Origin of the sequence: Pseudomonas sp. IPO3749, assembly GCF_013386605.1 — a bacterium.
In the GTDB taxonomy this organism is placed as follows: domain Bacteria; phylum Pseudomonadota; class Gammaproteobacteria; order Pseudomonadales; family Pseudomonadaceae; genus Aquipseudomonas; species Aquipseudomonas azotoformans_A.
The window spans coordinates 31,519-46,359 of sequence record NZ_JACARN010000095.1 but is presented as its reverse complement, the minus strand read 5'-3'; the positions used below and the strand labels follow the sequence as shown (position 1 = coordinate 46,359).

Here is a 14,841-nt window from a genome sequence, read left to right as displayed (position 1 = left end):
AGGCTCATCACCAGGCCGCAGGGCTCGATGGGCGCTTTGAGCTGGTGTGCGGGGCGTTCAGTCGCGACGCGAACAACAACGCACGAACGGCCAACCGTCTGGGCCTGGCGCAATCACGCTGCTACAGCACCTGGCAATTGATGCTTGACGCCGAGCGTGCGTTACCCGCTGAGCAGCGCATGGAGCTGCTGGTAATCGTTACCCCTAATCATCTTCACGCGCCGGTGGCCAGCGAGGCACTTACCGCAGGCTTCCATGTGTTCAGCGAGAAGCCCGCAGCGTTGAGTCTGGCTGAACTGCGAGGCCTTGAAACCCGACTGAACAGCAGTGTCGGACTGTATGGGCTGGCGCACACCTACCTGGGCTATCCGATGGTCTGGCAAGCGCGGGAGATGGTGCGCAGCGGCGTGATCGGCGCAGTACGCAAGGTCCTGGTGGAGTATCCCCAAGGCTGGCTCAGCCAGGATGTGGCCGGGCAGGGCAACAAACAGGCCGAGTGGCGTGGGCAGCCGGAACTGTCCGGGGTGGGCGGCTGCATCGCCGATATCGGCACCCATGCCTTTTCCCTGGCAGAGTTTGTGGTTGACCAAACCGTTACCCACCTCTGCGCCAGCCTGGGTGTGCATGTGGACGGCCGTCAGTTGGACGACGATTGCGCCATGCTGTTCAAGATGGCGCAGGGTGCCACTGGCGTGCTGACCGCCAGCCAAGTGTGTGCGGGGGAAGAGAACCCGCTGAGTATTCGGGTCTACGGTGACAAGGGCGGCCTTGAATGGCGCCAGGAACAACCCGCCAGCCTGATTCATCGCTCACTCGACCAACCGATGCGCGTCTTGCGCTCCGGCATCGGGCAACCGTGGTTGTGCGAAGCCGCGACCCAGCGCATGCGCTTGCCCGCCGGCCATCCCGAGGGCTACCTGGAAGCGATGGCCAATCTGTATGGCGATTTTGCCAAGGCCATTCGCGGCGAGATTGAAGGCCACACCGCACCGGGTGTTCCGGGGATTGAGGTGGGCCTGCGCGGCATGGCCTTTATCGAAGCGGCCATCGCCAGTCACACCAGCGATGCCAAATGGACCCCGCTGGAGTGCAACCCATGAAACCTCAACCATCCATTGCGAACTCGAACGGTCTGCGCGGCCCCGGGATTTTTCTGGCGCAGTTCATCAGCGATGAGGCACCTTTTGACTCGCTGGCCAATATCGCCCAGTGGGCAGCCTCCCAGGGCTACACAGCCATTCAGCTGCCGACCCTTGGCACGCGTTACATCGACCTTGAACGTGCAGCCGAAAGCCAGAGCTATTGCGATGAACTCAAGGCCGTGTGCGCCAACGCCGGGGTTGAAATCAGCGAGCTGTCCACCCATCTGCAAGGGCAGTTGGTGGCCGTGCATCCGGCTTTTGATGTCTTGTTCGATGACTTCGCCCCGGCGCATTTGCGCGGCCAGCCCCAGGCGCGCACCGAGTGGGCAATCGAGCAATTGAAACTGGCGGCGCGCGCCAGCCAGCGTCTGGGCCTGACCGCACACGCAACGTTTTCCGGGGCCTTGCTCTGGCCCTATATGTACCCGTGGCCGCAGCGCCCTGCAGGGTTGGTGGAGCAAGGTTTTGCCGAACTGGCCAAGCGCTGGCTGCCGATCCTCGACTGCTTCGATGCGGCCGGTGTCGACCTGTGCTACGAAATTCATCCCGGTGAAGACCTGCATGACGGCGCCTCCTTCGAGCGTTTCCTTGAAGCCGTCAATCATCATCCCCGCGCAGCGATCCTCTATGACCCCAGCCACTTGTTACTTCAGCAAATGGACTACTTGGGGTTTATCGACCGTTATCACGACCGTATACGCATGTTTCACGTCAAGGACGCCGAGTTCCGTCCCGACGCGCGCTCCGGCGTCTATGGGGGGTACCAGGGGTGGGTGGAGCGCCCAGGACGTTTCCGTTCACTGGGTGACGGACAGATCGACTTCAAGTCGATCTTCAGCAAGTTGACTCAATACGGGTTCACCGGTTGGGCCGTGCTGGAGTGGGAGTGTTGCCTGAAAGACTCTGCACAAGGCGCTGCCGAGGGCGCGGGGTTCATCCGGGATCACATGATCAATCGAAGCCAAAAGGCCTTTGACGATTTCGTCAGCGTGGTCAGCGACGCGGCTTCCAACAGGCGCTTGTTGGGCTTGCCAGACGCTTGAGTTGCACCAGTTTTTTCCAATAACAATAAGACGGTGACGGTTATGACGTGGATGAGTGCGCGTTTGAGCGCCATGATGTTTCTGCAATTCTTTATCTGGGGTGGCTGGTTCGTCACCCTGGGCACTTTTCTGTCCAGCCAGTTGGGCGCCAGCGGCAGCCAGATTGGCATGGCGTTCTCGACACAGTCCTGGGGCGCGATCATTGCGCCGTTCGTGATCGGGCTGATCGCTGACCGTTTCTTCAATGCCGAACGCATTCTGGCGGTGCTGCACCTAGTGGGGGCGGTGTTGCTGTATCAGCTCTACCGGGCGCCGGATTTTGCCGCGTTCTACCCCTACGTGCTGGCCTACATGATGATCTACATGCCGACCCTGGCCTTGGTCAATTCCGTTGCCTTCCGGCAGATGCGCGACCCGGCGCTGGAGTTTTCGCGCATTCGTGTATGGGGCACCGTGGGCTGGATTGTTGCGGGTGTGGTGATCAGTTTTGTGTTCGCCTGGGACTCGAAAGCCGCGATTGCTTCCGGTGGCCTGCGCAACACCTTCCTGATGGCGGCGCTGGCGTCCCTGGTGCTGGGTGTCTACAGCTTCACACTGCCGAAAACGGCACCGCTGAAAGCCGACACCACGCGAACCGGGGTTAAACAGATCCTCGGCCTGGACGCCTTGGGCCTGTTGAAAGACCGCAGCTACCTGGTGTTTTTCATCGCCTCGATCCTGATCTGTATCCCGCTGGCATTCTATTACCAGAATGCCAACCCCTTCCTCGCCGATATCGGCATGACCAACCCCACGGCGAAGATGGCCATCGGGCAGGTCTCCGAAGTCCTGTTCATGCTCCTGCTGCCTTTGTTCATTCATCGCTTCGGTATCAAGACGGCCTTGCTTATGGGCATGCTGGCGTGGGCCTTGCGCTACGTGTTGTTTGCCTACGGTAACAACGCCGACCTGGCCTTTATGCTATTCACCGGTATCGCCCTGCACGGTATCTGCTACGACTTTTTCTTTGTGTCCGGGCAGATCTACACCGATGCCAAAACCCCTGAGCGCTTCAGAAGCTCGGCCCAGGGCCTGATTACCCTGGCCACCTACGGCGTCGGCATGCTGATCGGTTTCTGGGTAGCGGGCCATGTCTCCGATTATTACGCGACACCTGCGGGTCACCAGTGGCAGAGCATCTGGTTGTTCCCGGCGTTTTTTTCCCTGGGCGTGGTGGTGGTATTCATGTTTGCCTTTCGCGATGCACGACGACCGGAACCGGCGCGTGCCAAGGGTTGAGGGGCTAGCAAGCCTGGCCAACGAATCTTAGAGACTGTCGGGGTCTCCGAAAAACATCTGAATCCGCGACCGTAACCACCGCTCGCCCGGATCATTATCCTGCGACCCGCGCCACGCCATATGCAGCTCAAAGCTGCGCACCGGCAACGGTGGATCCTCCGCACGCAAGCCACCCGCCGAGGTCAGCGCCTCGGCCGCATAGTCCGGCACGGTCGCCAGGATATCCGTGCCTGCCAGCAAAGTGCCCAAGCCGTTGAACTGCGGCACGGCCAATACCACGTGACGTTTGCGGTCGAGTTTCTCCAGCTCTTCGTCAATAAACCCGCTCAAGTCACCGGCAAACGACACCAGCGCGTGGGGGCGGGCGCAGAAGTCGTCCAGGCTGAGGGAGCCCGGTACGCTGTCGGCGCGCAGCAGTTTCGGCAGGCTGCGGCGCAACACTTTGCGCTTGGCATTGGCCGGCAGGTCGGCGGTGTAGCTGACGCCGATGGAGATTTCGCCGGAAGCCAGCAAGCCCGGCATCAGGATATAGTTGACGCGGCGCACCACCAGCACGATGCCGGGGGATTCCGCACGAAGGCGTTTGAGCAGCTGGGGCAGCAGGGCGAATTCCACGTCATCGGACAGGCCAATGCGGAACACTGCCGTGCTGGTGGCCGGATCAAACTCGGCGGCGCGGCTGACGGCGGTGGAAATCGAGTCCAGGGCCGGGGAGAGCAGGGCGAAGATTTCTACCGCCCGGGCCGATGGCTCCATGCTGCGGCCGGTGCGCACGAACAAAGGGTCATCAAACAGCCCGCGCAGGCGTGACAAGGCCGCGCTGATGGCCGGCTGGCCGAGGAACAATTTCTCGGCGGCGCGGGTCACACTGCGCTCATGCATCAAGGTTTCGAATACGATCAAGAGGTTAAGGTCGACACGACGCAGGTCGTTACGGTTCATCTTGTGTCCTGGAAGAGTCAGCAAACTTGACGAGAGCGGCCATATGTAAACAATGACCGGCATGAATCTTACGGGGAAAGGCTGGTACTCTGCACAGGATAATTGAGTTTTCCTACGATAGCTGAGGTCTATTCCTCACATGCGGAATCAATGACAGGCATGTCGACTATTAATGGCGACCGGTGGTCTTACCCGGAAAGCCCAGATAGAGTTCATGGCATTAGAGGTTACTTTGACGAGGTTTGCGATGTCCCGCACGATCCGTTTTCACAAGTTTGGTCCGGCCGAGGTGCTCAAATGCGAAGAGCATGCAGCCGCGCAGCCCGCACCGGGCGAAGTGCAGGTGCGTGTCGAAGCGATTGGCATCAGCTGGTATGACATTCTGTGGCGCCAGAACCTGGCGTCTTCTCATGCACGCCTGCCGTCTGGCCTGGGCCATGAGATGGCCGGTGTCGTGGTCGCCGTAGGCGATGGCGTGGATGATTTGGCTGTAGGCGATAAAGTGGCCAGTTTTCCGGCCGAGAGCCCCAATGATTACCCGGTGTATGGCGAACAGATCGTCCTGCCCCGTTCGGCGCTGACCCGGTATCCGGATGTCTTGAGCCCTATCGAGGCGAGCGTGCACTACACGCCGCTGTTGATTGCCTACTTTGCCTACGTGGATCTGGCGCGGGTCAAGCCGGGGCAGTTTGCCTTGGTGACTGACGCCAGCCACTGCGCCGGCCCATCCTTTGTACAACTGGGCAAAGCCCTGGGTGTGCGGGTGATTGCCGCGACCAAAGACAGTGATGAGCGTGAATACCTGCTGTCCCTTGGTGCCGAGAAAGTCATCGTCACGGAAGAGCAGGACCTGTTGATGCAAATCAACAAGTTCACCGACAACCGCGGCGTCGACGTGGTGTTCGACGGTTTGGGCGGCCCACAGATGTCGTTGCTCGGCGATGTACTGGCGCCGCGCGGCAGCCTGGTGCTGTATGGCTTGCAGGGCGGTAACCAGACGCCATTCCCGGCGTGTGCGGCGTTCCAGAAGAACATTCAGTTCTTTGTGCACTGTATCGGCAACTTCACCGGTAAGCCTGAACTGGGCATTATCCAGGACCAGGTCGCCTTGCAGCGGGCATTGCGGGATATCAACCAACTCACCGCCGACCGCGTGCTGGTGCCGCTGAAAACCACGGTGTTTCCGTTCAATCAGTTCGTGGAAGCGCATCGTTACATGGACGAATGCCCGTGCCGCGAGCGCGTTGCGTTGCAGGTTGAGGCTGTTTAGGGTGTAGGAATATTCTCAAAAGAGTATTCCTCGCTCCTACCTTGTGGGGCAAATGCGCCATTTGAAAGGGCTGAAGCTGTAGTGTTCCTCCACGCTCAGGCCGGTGGTTTAACGCCTGAATCCTGACTTTTCCCCCCGCGCCGCTCTGGATTCCAGCGCGGCGTTTTCGTGTGCGCGTGATTCAGGTGGCGGCTGTAAGTCATCTGCACTGGTTTTCGGCAGGGTTCTGTATCTATTAATCATTATTCCAGCACTGATAATTGCGCCTTCACTTTCATCTCAAGGACTGAGCAATGATTGACTATCCGAAACCGCTATTGCGAGTAGTTGAAACTAATCTCGCGGTAAGTGCCGGGCGCCAGGGAAATACATGCGCCCATGAAAAGACGCAATGCAATAAGTTGAAAAGTTGGTCGCAGTTATTTGTAAGACGCTTCCTCGAATAGTTGGTTAGATGCGTGTAAGGGTTTGTGGGAAAGATCCTAGGGTCGCGATTATGTTCGCCTTGGTCCAGCAAATACGGGGTTTCCTCGTGTTTGCAGGGCATGCCCCCAATACGATGGCACTGATGTCATTTTATTGCATGGTGCTAGTGTCTAGTCATAACCGTACGGGCTGCGCGCGAATTTCTTACACGTGGAATAGGTCGAGCAAATACTGCCAGCAGTTGCTTGAAACTGAATATCCAAACTCAGGTAATAGAATGATGAGCACTATTCACGAACAGGCTATGACGTATGTTTATCAGCAAGTTCTACAACGCTTGATCGGGCACTTCGCTCGCGAAGAGCGAACGGCACTTCAGTTGCTGGTCCAGCGAATCGTTGTGGCGGCAGGCGGCATGGAGCAAGTGGGTGGCTACAAAGTGCTGGTGGTCCATGGCGGTGGCAAAGTGAGTAGCTACACGCTGGCCTTGTTGCGGGCCGCGCAACTGACCATCGCGGGTCGATCCCCACGAACCTTTCAATTGCGCATCGCGACATTACGGCATGCGGGGATGACCGAGGGCATGCTCGACGGCATCAATCAGGGCTACGGCCGCCTGTTTCTGCACGATGACCCAAGGGTTGACCTGCTGATGGTGGAAAACCAGGAAGTGTTGCCCTTCAACCACTTGCGACCTGCTTCTACCGTGGGGCGAGAAATCAGCCAGCGCAACATGTTGATGGTGGGCCATTTGAGTTCGGGCGACTGCCGCGCCACCCTGAGCAGTGATACGTACCTGGCGCTGGGGGATTTCTACCAGCGCATCACCACCTGGAATGGTGGGGTGCACGCACTGGTGAGCGGTGACTCCCCGCGCAAGCAAAGTCAGTTCCTTGCCTGGCTCAAGAACACCGCGTTGGGCGCTGGTATCGCTATACCGCAAGGCTGGCCGTCGTCACTCACCGGGTTGTTCGCGCGCATGGATGAATGGAGCGACGGGTATTACCGTGATGTGTATGGGGAGCATTATGTTGCAAGTGACAACCCCAGCAGGAACGGTCATCGCCACTTGGCTTACATTGGCGTTGCCGATTTGCTGGACGATGTCGACCTTTCATCCTCGGCCATGCTCAACGAATTCATGGCCTTCGCACCCGACCCGCAGGAATTTCACTTCAGTCATCCCGCGTATTCCAACCCGCGGCTTATGGCACATCTACGTGGGCTGCAAGCCCAGTGCTTGCGGGACCTGGATTACGAGGAGGGGGTACAGCGCTTTATCCAGCAGGTCCCACACTGCATGCCCGATGAACTGCTTGCGCAGGTGGGGGGCCGCGAAGGTCGCATCCAGTCAGGCGCCTACGCCCAGCAGTTCTTCGGCTTGGACGAGACTCAATTGATTTGCCTGCTGTTTTCGCCGTTTATCCATCACGGTGAACGCCTGGAAGGCTATTTGCGCCAATGCCACCCCGGCATGCTGGTGGCCTTGCCCGAATTGCACAAGGTCCTGCAAGGCAAGCCGTCCGCCGAGATGCTGCAACAGTGGGTCACCGACACCAGCGGCTTACCGATGACTTTGTTGCAACACCTCTATCGCAAACGTCCGCTGGGCTACGCAAGTGGCAAATTGCGCAGTGTCGGTTCTACGGCCCATGACAGCGCGCAGGCCTGTCAATTGTCCGGGCGATGACGCTGCGCGGCGAACGGCAGGCAGATTTCGCGTATCAGGCGGTCTATCGCTACATGATCAGCCTGATCAATGAAGTCAGTACCGACGCGCGGGTAAAACTGCCGTCCCTGCGGCAATTGGCGGGTCGCTTGAACGTGTCGATCTCGACGGTCCAGTACGCCTACTCGTTGCTTGAAAAAGAGGGCAGGGTCTATTCGGTGGCCAAATCGGGTTACTACGCCTGGCCGCTCTCGGCAAACCCGCTGGCAGGCGCCAGCGGCGACCTGCTGGATCGGCTCTACGCAGCGGCACGGCGCCCAGGCATGGTGGTGCTCAGCGGCGATGAACCGGCGCTGCTGGCTTCGCTGGATGGCACGCTGTTGCGTTTGGAGCGAGAACTGGTCCGCCAGTATCCGCAATATCTTCAACCCTGGTCCCAGCCTTGCGGGGTCTGGGAGCTGCGCGCAGCACTGGCGGCGCGTTATACGTCGTCGCCGACCCGCTGCTGGCATGCCGATGACGTTTATATCGGCGCTGACCTGCGCGGAGTATTGGACATCCTCATCGAAGTCTTGGGCCTGAGGGGGGCAGCGGTGATTGTGGAGTCGCCGTGTGATTGGCTGGTCCTGCGCCTGCTTCAAGATGCCGGGGTACGTATCATCGAGCTGCCCTGGACGCCAGAAGGGCGACTCGATCGGGTGTGCCTTGATCAATTGTTACGCGCCGAGTCGGTGCATCTGGTGGTGCTGTCATCCAGGGTCAGTGTGCCAGCCGGGGTTTCCATGCCGCCCCAGGATCGAGTGGCCATCGCGCAAATGCTGGATCAGTACGGTTGTTGGTTACTGGAGAACGACACCTTTGGTGAACTGGGTTTCCACGAGCCACAGGTCGCACTGCGCGAGCTGGTGAACCCTGAGCGGTTGATGGTGTTTTCCTCGTTCGAGAAAGTACTGGGCTCGGAAGCGCCCTATGGTTATCTGCTGTCACGGCGTATGAACAGCGAACTGCAGCGCCATTTCCTGCTGCGCTCCTTTCGCTTGTCGCCGATTCGCCAGCGTGCCATTGCGCGTCTTTATCACAGCGGGCGGATCGACCAGCACCTGCGTGGGCTGCGCCAGCAGCTGCGTCAGCAGGCAGACGAAATGTGCGAGCGCCTGGACCAGCATCTGGGAGACCAAATGATCTATCGTGCACCCGCTGCGGGCGCGGCGTTCTGGTTGAAAGCCACACGAGCAGTGGATATGCGCCAGGTCTTCCAGCGCCTGCTCTCCCAGCAAGTGGTGATTGCCCCTGGCGAACTGTTCAGTGTCAGCGGTCTGCATCAGCAGCATTTGCGCCTGAGCCATACCTTTCAGGGGCAGCCGAACCTGGATATTGTCCTGGCAGCTCTCAGCGAAGCGTTGCGTAAGGCACAGATAGGATGATCGCGTGAAGTTTCTCTTACTCTTGTAGGATCGATAACGTCGCGCAGCAGTCCAACTCTCAGTAAACTGCCATTTTATTCCGAATCCTTCTTTCCGAGGTTTATGCATGACAATCAGTCCTTTTGCGGGCAAGCCGGCGCCAGCCCAACTGCTGGTGGATATCCCGCGACTGGTCACGGCCTACTACACGGGCCAGCCTGATGCAGCAATCTCCACCCAGCGCGTGGCATTCGGTACTTCCGGGCACCGTGGCAGTTCGTTTGAACTGAGCTTCAACGAATGGCACGTGCTCGCCATCAGCCAAGCCATCTGCCTGTACCGCGAAGCCCAGGGCATTAACGGCCCGCTGTTTGTCGGCCTGGACACCCACGCACTGTCGACACCTGCCGGTGCCAGCGCCCTGGAAGTGCTGGCTGCCAATGGTGTGCATGTGATGCTGGCCGAAGGCGATGAATACACGCCGACGCCTGCGATTTCCCACGCCATCATCTGCTACAACCGTGGTCGCACCAGCGGCCTGGCGGACGGCATCGTGATCACGCCGTCGCACAACCCGCCGCAGAGTGGCGGCTACAAGTACAACCCGCCGAATGGCGGCCCGGCCGATACCCACGTGACCAAGTGGATCGAAGCCAAGGCCAACGAACTGCTGGCCAACAAACTCGCCGGGGTCAAGCGCATCACCCACGCCCAGGCACTCAAGGCGGACACCACGCATCGCCATGACTACCTCAACAGCTACGTGGCTGACCTGGTCAATGTGATCGACATGGACGCCATTCGCAGCGCCGACCTGCGCCTGGGCGTGGACCCGCTGGGTGGAGCAGGGGTGCGCTACTGGTCGGCGATTGCCGAGCATTACCGCCTGAACCTGGACGTGGTGAATACCGAAGTCGATTCCACCTTCCGTTTCATGAGCGTGGACTGGGACGGCCAGATCCGCATGGACCCGTCCTCCAGCTACGCCATGCAGGGCCTGATTGGTCTCAAGGAACGCTTCGATGTGGCCTTCGCCTGCGACCCAGACCACGACCGCCACGGCATCGTCACGCCGTCCGGTGGCTTGCTTGCGCCCAATAACTACCTGGCGGTGTCCATCGACTACCTGTTCCAGAACCGCCCTGACTGGCGCGCAGACGCCGCCGTGGGCAAGACCGTGGTCAGCAGCGGCTTGATCGATCGCGTCGCTGCACGCATTGGCCGTCGTCTGTATGAAGTGCCGGTTGGCTTCAAGTGGTTTGCCGATGGTTTGTTCGAAGGTTCGTTGGGCTTTGGCGGCGAAGAAAGCGCCGGTGCTTCGTTCCTGCGCAAGGACGGCACTGTCTGGAGCACTGACAAAGACGGCCTGATTCCGGCGCTGTTGGCCGCGGAAATGACCTCGCGCAAAGGCCAGGACCCAAGCCAGATCTACCGTGGGCTGACCGACGCATTGGGCGAACCGTTCGCGATTCGTGTGGATGCCAAGGCCACTCCGGCGCAGAAAACCCTGCTGGGCAAGCTGTCGCCAGACCAGGTGACGTCTACCGAATTGGCCGGTGAAAGCATCCAGCAGATCCTCAGCCATGCGCCGGGCAATAACCAGGCGATCGGCGGGTTGAAGGTGATGACTGAAAATGGCTGGTTTGCCGCACGGCCATCCGGCACTGAGGATATCTACAAGATCTACGCCGAGAGCTTCATTGGTGAGGATCACCTCAAGCAACTCGTGGAAGAGGCGCAGGTGCTGGTAGACGGTGCTATCAGCCAATAAGTAGCCTTTGCAGGAGCTGGCAAGCCAGCTCCTGCCTATATTCAGGCTAGGTCGACCAACACAATTTCGCTGTCTTCAATTGCCGTTACCTGCAACACCTGTTCATCTTCAACCGCGACACCATCTCGAGCTTGTGCACGCAAGCCATTGACTTCAATCACCCCGGTCGCTGGCACCAGGTAAGCCCGACGCCCGCTGTCCAGTCGATATTCAGCGCTTTCCCCCGCCTTCAGGTTCGCCGCCACCAGGCGTGCATCCGCACGAATGCGCAAGATCTCGCTGTCCCCGGCCTTACCACTCGCCAGCGTTACAAAACCCTCCCGGTCACCCTTAGGAAACGGCTTGGCGCCCCATGAAGGTGGCAAACCGGCTTCGTTCGGAATAATCCAGATCTGGAAGATTTTGGTCGGCGTGTCCTCCAGGTTGTACTCGCTGTGGGCAATCCCAGTGCCTGCGCTCATCACTTGCACATCACCGGCTTCGGTACGGCCTTTATTGCCGAGGTTGTCGGCATGGCTGATTGCGCCTTCGCGCACATAGGTGATGATCTCCATGTCACGGTGCGGGTGCTGCGGGAAGCCGGTGCCCGGCGCGATGATGTCGTCGTTCCATACCCGCAGGTTGCCCCAGTGCATGCGCTTGGGGTCATGGTACTCGGCAAACGAGAAGTGATGATGAGCGTCAAGCCAGCCGTGGTGGGCGCCGCCCAGGGAATTGAAAGGTCGAAGTTCAAGCATGATCGTCTCCTGTGAATGGCCCTATGATCCTGCAGCTCATGATCGATAAAAAGCGTAAAAACTGCCTGATTCCTATCAGTCGATTAGATTGGTTAGTGGCGCTTTGACTTTCAGTTCATCGCCTAACTGCATGACGGCAAAGCAATTGGCTGGAACTGAGCGTCGATTCCGGCGACCATGGCGCACTTGTTTGAACCCAGCTCATCGCAGGAGTCCGCGTGTCGCAACAAAAGCCTGATCTTCCTCCCGAACTGCGCCCTTTGGCAGACATGCCGCTATTCAAACGCCTGGCTGCGCGCCTGTTTGGCCATGGCTTGACCCGTTTGCGCGCCCAGCACCGGTTTTCCTGGCTGCACGGGCAGGCGGACGGTTTTCGCAGCGGGCATGAAGCGGGTGTGGAGTACGGCTATCGCGAAGGCAAAGCCGATGGAATCGAAGAAGGTCGCCAGGTGCTGTTGATTCGTGACTTCCGCCCGGATGAGCACCGTGCACCGGGTGTGGATGACAGCCTGTTCGATGATTGGCGCCTGCCGCTCACCGCCGAGCTGAAGAAGCGCATGAAGGCCGACGTTGCGCGATTGCTGCCGGCTCATGCCCAGCCGAGCGCGGCGCAATGGAAGATGATTTTCAGCGAGACGCCCTCGACCTCCGTGATCGCCGGGGCCGGTGCGGGCAAATCCACGTCGCTGGTGCTGCGCATTTTGCTGCTCACCCATTACCTGGGCTTTGAGCTGAGTTCGATGACGGTGGTGACCTTCACCCGCGAATCGCGCAAGGACTTCATCAACAAGCTCATGGAGATTCTCAACCTCTGGGGCCAACCCCTTGGTATGAAAGAAGCGCAAGCCGTGGTGCGGACCTTTCACTCGCGCATCCTGCCCATGGTGCGCAGCCTGCCGGGCTTTGAGCGCCTGCAAGCCTTCGAGAACCTGAATTCGGGTTTTGAAGACGCTGACAGCAATCCCTTTGACCTGCGTATCAACGACGCCCAGCGCCAGCAGATGAATGCCTGCTATCACCGGTTGCAGGGGCAGCACCCGCGTTTCCGTGAGCTGATTGCGCCACTGGCGCGCCACGGGCTGCAGCTCAAGGAGCTGGAGCGCGATCATCCGGATGTGCAAAAACGCGTGGCCGTGACCGAACTGGCGGCCAAGCGCGACGAAGAACTCTGCGATGTGATCGAGGACCTGTGGTTTCGCGCAGGCGCCTGGCCAATCAAGGGCATTGAACCCAACCGCCAGACCGTGGAAATCAACGGTGCGCAATTTCACTGCCATGGCTACATTCCCGAGCTGGATGCCTGGGTGGTCCTGGGCTTCGACTCACGGGAAAACGCGCAGACCAGCCGGCCAAACTCGAAGTTGTCCGTGCGCGCAGAATGGGCGGTAAAGCGCACCTTGTTTCAAGCTTTCTGTCGTAAGCCTTTGATATGGCTAGATAGCTACGAATCATCAAAGCGCCTGCTAAGCAGTCTGGCCGGCGATGCCACCGCCGGCCCCGGCTTTGATTACAAGGTCAAAGGCGAGTTGGCTTCAGCGCCGCTGCTGGACAGTTTTGTGATGGCCGCCGGATTCATCGAAAACCTCGGCTTGGACGTACCCACCGCCGTTGGGCAGATGAGCTTCGCCAAGGATGACCCGGACCGCTTCTTCTTCGAAGCCCTGAGTATTTTCTGGAAAACCCTGGAAGATCACTTGCTGGACCAATCGCCACCGATCATGACCTATAACCGGATGTTCTCGCTGTTTGGCGAAAATACCCCGGAAAATTTGAAGCTGCTCAGCGATTCGCTGCTGCGTCCCCTGTCGCACTTGATGATCGACGAGTTCCAGGATGTTTCGCCGCAGATCGTCTCGTGGATCCGTGCCAGCCTGCGCGAGATCCGCAGCCGTGGCCCGGCCATGCATGTGGGGCGCGGTGCCCAGCGCTCATCCTTGCTGTGTGTGGGGGATGATTGGCAGTCGATCTATGGCTGGCGCGGCAGTTCGCCCAAATACTTCATGGAGTTCGACAAGGAGTTCCCATCGCCGTCGACCACCTGCGTGATGCTGGGCGAGAACTACCGCAGTCACCAGCACATCATCGATGCGGCCGAGCATATCGTGCGCGCCGCACCGGCGCTTCCTGGCAAGAAGGCCAAGGCCAGTGGCGCACCCAAGCCATTGGTGCCGGTCAAGGTGTTGGGGCGCGACGATGCGGCATTGGGGCGGCAGTTGTCGGAGCACTATCAAAAGGGTGAATCGATCTTGATGCTTTATCGAAAAAGTAGCGATAAGCTATTGATTCAAGAGCATATTCAATCATTAGTTAATGTGGATTCTAGCTTGCCGCCCCAGGCGCGCAGATTGAAGCAGTTGACCTATCACAGTGCCAAGGGGCTTCAGGCAGACGCGGTGTTTTTGCTTGGGGATTGCCAGCATGTCACCAGCTCGCCGTATAAAAACCAGGTGTACCGGATGGCAGGCTTGGGCAAGGCTGGCGACAGCGAACCCTATGACAATGCGCAACGGGACGAAGTGCTGCGCCTGGCGTACGTGGGCATAACCCGCGCCGTGAGCCATTGCTACTGGTACGTGGAAAAGCCCGAAGGCCAGGCCGTGAATGTGCCCAGGGCCTCGGAGCGGGTGGATGGCAAGAAGGCGTTTTTCGATGATCAGCGCGTTTAGGCGCTGATCACTCAGGCCCGCAATGACACCGGCGGCACAAACGACTCCAGCTCATCCTCCACGGCCTCAATGATGCGCTCCACATCGGCAGCATTCATCACGGTGGCGCAGGGAATTCCGGCGATGGCGATCAGCGTCTCGCCGCTGGCTCGGTCGAACAATCGGGCGATCATACTGCCAGGCGCATCCATGCTGCCCTCAAAACCCATCGGATGAAAATGCCAGCGCATCAGCTGGCAGGCGTTGGGGAACGTCACTTTGTTCATGTTGCCCACCTTGTTCATTGAGCGCTTCCTTTAGCTCGCGGCAGGGGGCCAAGACCTTCACTGGTCGTGGCATCTAAGAACTTAAAAATAGCATCCGTTCGCAAACGCAAGGTGACTTTTTTGGGCCCGTTCGGCGGTTGTTTTTCATAAGTTTGATGTGGGTCATGTCCTACTTGGAATTGGGCAAAAGGCCATTAGTCAGAAGTACCAATTCGCCATTGAAGCCCC

At 59.2% G+C, this 14,841-nt stretch carries 11 protein-coding genes; 8 read left to right on the top strand and 3 right to left on the bottom strand.

What is annotated here, in order from left to right:
* The 3 genes from HX812_RS28870 to HX812_RS28860 all read left to right on the top strand — a co-directional run.
* Positions 1 to 1,100 (top strand): Gfo/Idh/MocA family protein (locus HX812_RS28870; RefSeq protein ID WP_178949139.1); only part of this gene is annotated, 1,100 nt, incomplete at its 5' end.
* Positions 1,097 to 2,185, top strand: a complete 1,089-nt coding sequence (locus HX812_RS28865; RefSeq protein WP_038850479.1) for a sugar phosphate isomerase/epimerase — start codon at positions 1,097 to 1,099, stop codon at positions 2,183 to 2,185. The genes HX812_RS28870 and HX812_RS28865, both read left to right, overlap by 4 nt.
* Positions 2,186 to 2,227: 42 nt before the next feature.
* Positions 2,228 to 3,463, top strand: a complete 1,236-nt coding sequence (locus HX812_RS28860; RefSeq protein WP_038850481.1) for a nucleoside permease — start codon at positions 2,228 to 2,230, stop codon at positions 3,461 to 3,463.
* A gap of 27 nt (positions 3,464 to 3,490) precedes the next feature.
* On the opposite strand, the gene HX812_RS28855 is transcribed toward HX812_RS28860, so the two are convergent.
* Positions 3,491 to 4,405 carry a LysR family transcriptional regulator gene (locus HX812_RS28855; RefSeq protein ID WP_038850482.1) on the bottom strand — a complete coding sequence of 305 codons (915 nt, stop codon included), beginning with the start codon at positions 4,403 to 4,405 and terminating at the stop codon, positions 3,491 to 3,493.
* A gap of 247 nt (positions 4,406 to 4,652) precedes the next feature.
* On the opposite strand from HX812_RS28855, the gene HX812_RS28850 reads away from it, so the two are divergent.
* The 4 genes from HX812_RS28850 to pgm all read left to right on the top strand — a co-directional run bounded on the left by HX812_RS28850 (position 4,653) and on the right by pgm (position 10,944).
* A complete protein-coding gene (locus tag HX812_RS28850) occupies positions 4,653 to 5,675 on the top strand; it encodes a zinc-dependent alcohol dehydrogenase family protein (RefSeq protein ID WP_025854663.1) in 1,023 nt (340 codons plus the stop codon).
* Between the two features lie 706 nt (positions 5,676 to 6,381).
* A complete protein-coding gene (locus tag HX812_RS28845; RefSeq protein WP_038850483.1) occupies positions 6,382 to 7,791 on the top strand; it encodes a hypothetical protein in 1,410 nt (469 codons plus the stop codon).
* Positions 7,788 to 9,194: a PLP-dependent aminotransferase family protein gene (locus tag HX812_RS28840; protein ID WP_038850485.1), complete on the top strand. Its 1,407-nt coding sequence runs from the start codon at positions 7,788 to 7,790 to the stop codon at positions 9,192 to 9,194. The genes HX812_RS28845 and HX812_RS28840 overlap by 4 nt, the downstream gene beginning before the upstream one ends.
* A 106-nt stretch (positions 9,195 to 9,300) precedes the next feature.
* The gene (pgm, locus tag HX812_RS28835) at positions 9,301 to 10,944 is read left to right on the top strand and encodes a phosphoglucomutase (alpha-D-glucose-1,6-bisphosphate-dependent) (RefSeq protein WP_038850486.1); all 1,644 of its coding nucleotides are present in this window, start codon (positions 9,301 to 9,303) and stop codon (positions 10,942 to 10,944) included.
* A 41-nt stretch (positions 10,945 to 10,985) separates the two neighbouring features.
* Here pgm and HX812_RS28830 read toward each other — a convergent pair whose 3' ends face one another.
* Positions 10,986 to 11,681, bottom strand: a complete 696-nt coding sequence (locus HX812_RS28830) for a pirin family protein (protein WP_038850487.1) — start codon at positions 11,679 to 11,681, stop codon at positions 10,986 to 10,988.
* A 218-nt stretch (positions 11,682 to 11,899) separates the two neighbouring features.
* On the opposite strand from HX812_RS28830, the gene HX812_RS28825 reads away from it, so the two are divergent.
* Positions 11,900 to 14,347, top strand: coding sequence for a UvrD-helicase domain-containing protein (locus HX812_RS28825; protein ID WP_038850488.1), 2,448 nt, complete (start codon positions 11,900 to 11,902; stop codon positions 14,345 to 14,347).
* An 11-nt stretch (positions 14,348 to 14,358) separates the two neighbouring features.
* On the opposite strand, the gene HX812_RS28820 is transcribed toward HX812_RS28825, so the two are convergent.
* Complete coding sequence (locus HX812_RS28820; RefSeq protein WP_014718395.1) at positions 14,359 to 14,631, bottom strand: DUF1652 domain-containing protein; 273 nt, start codon at positions 14,629 to 14,631, stop codon at positions 14,359 to 14,361.
* Between the last annotated feature and the right edge of the window lie 210 nt (positions 14,632 to 14,841).

Coding starts and splice junctions, on each gene's coding strand:
- HX812_RS28865 (WP_038850479.1), top strand. CDS start 1,097: ATGAAACCTCAACCATCCATTGCGAACTCGAACGGTCTGCGCGGCCCC.
- HX812_RS28860 (WP_038850481.1), top strand. CDS start 2,228: ATGACGTGGATGAGTGCGCGTTTGAGCGCCATGATGTTTCTGCAATTC.
- HX812_RS28855 (WP_038850482.1), bottom strand. CDS start 4,405: ATGAACCGTAACGACCTGCGTCGTGTCGACCTTAACCTCTTGATCGTA.
- HX812_RS28850 (WP_025854663.1), top strand. CDS start 4,653: ATGTCCCGCACGATCCGTTTTCACAAGTTTGGTCCGGCCGAGGTGCTC.
- HX812_RS28845 (WP_038850483.1), top strand. CDS start 6,382: ATGAGCACTATTCACGAACAGGCTATGACGTATGTTTATCAGCAAGTT.
- HX812_RS28840 (WP_038850485.1), top strand. CDS start 7,788: ATGACGCTGCGCGGCGAACGGCAGGCAGATTTCGCGTATCAGGCGGTC.
- pgm (WP_038850486.1), top strand. CDS start 9,301: ATGACAATCAGTCCTTTTGCGGGCAAGCCGGCGCCAGCCCAACTGCTG.
- HX812_RS28830 (WP_038850487.1), bottom strand. CDS start 11,681: ATGCTTGAACTTCGACCTTTCAATTCCCTGGGCGGCGCCCACCACGGC.
- HX812_RS28820 (WP_014718395.1), bottom strand. CDS start 14,631: ATGAACAAGGTGGGCAACATGAACAAAGTGACGTTCCCCAACGCCTGC.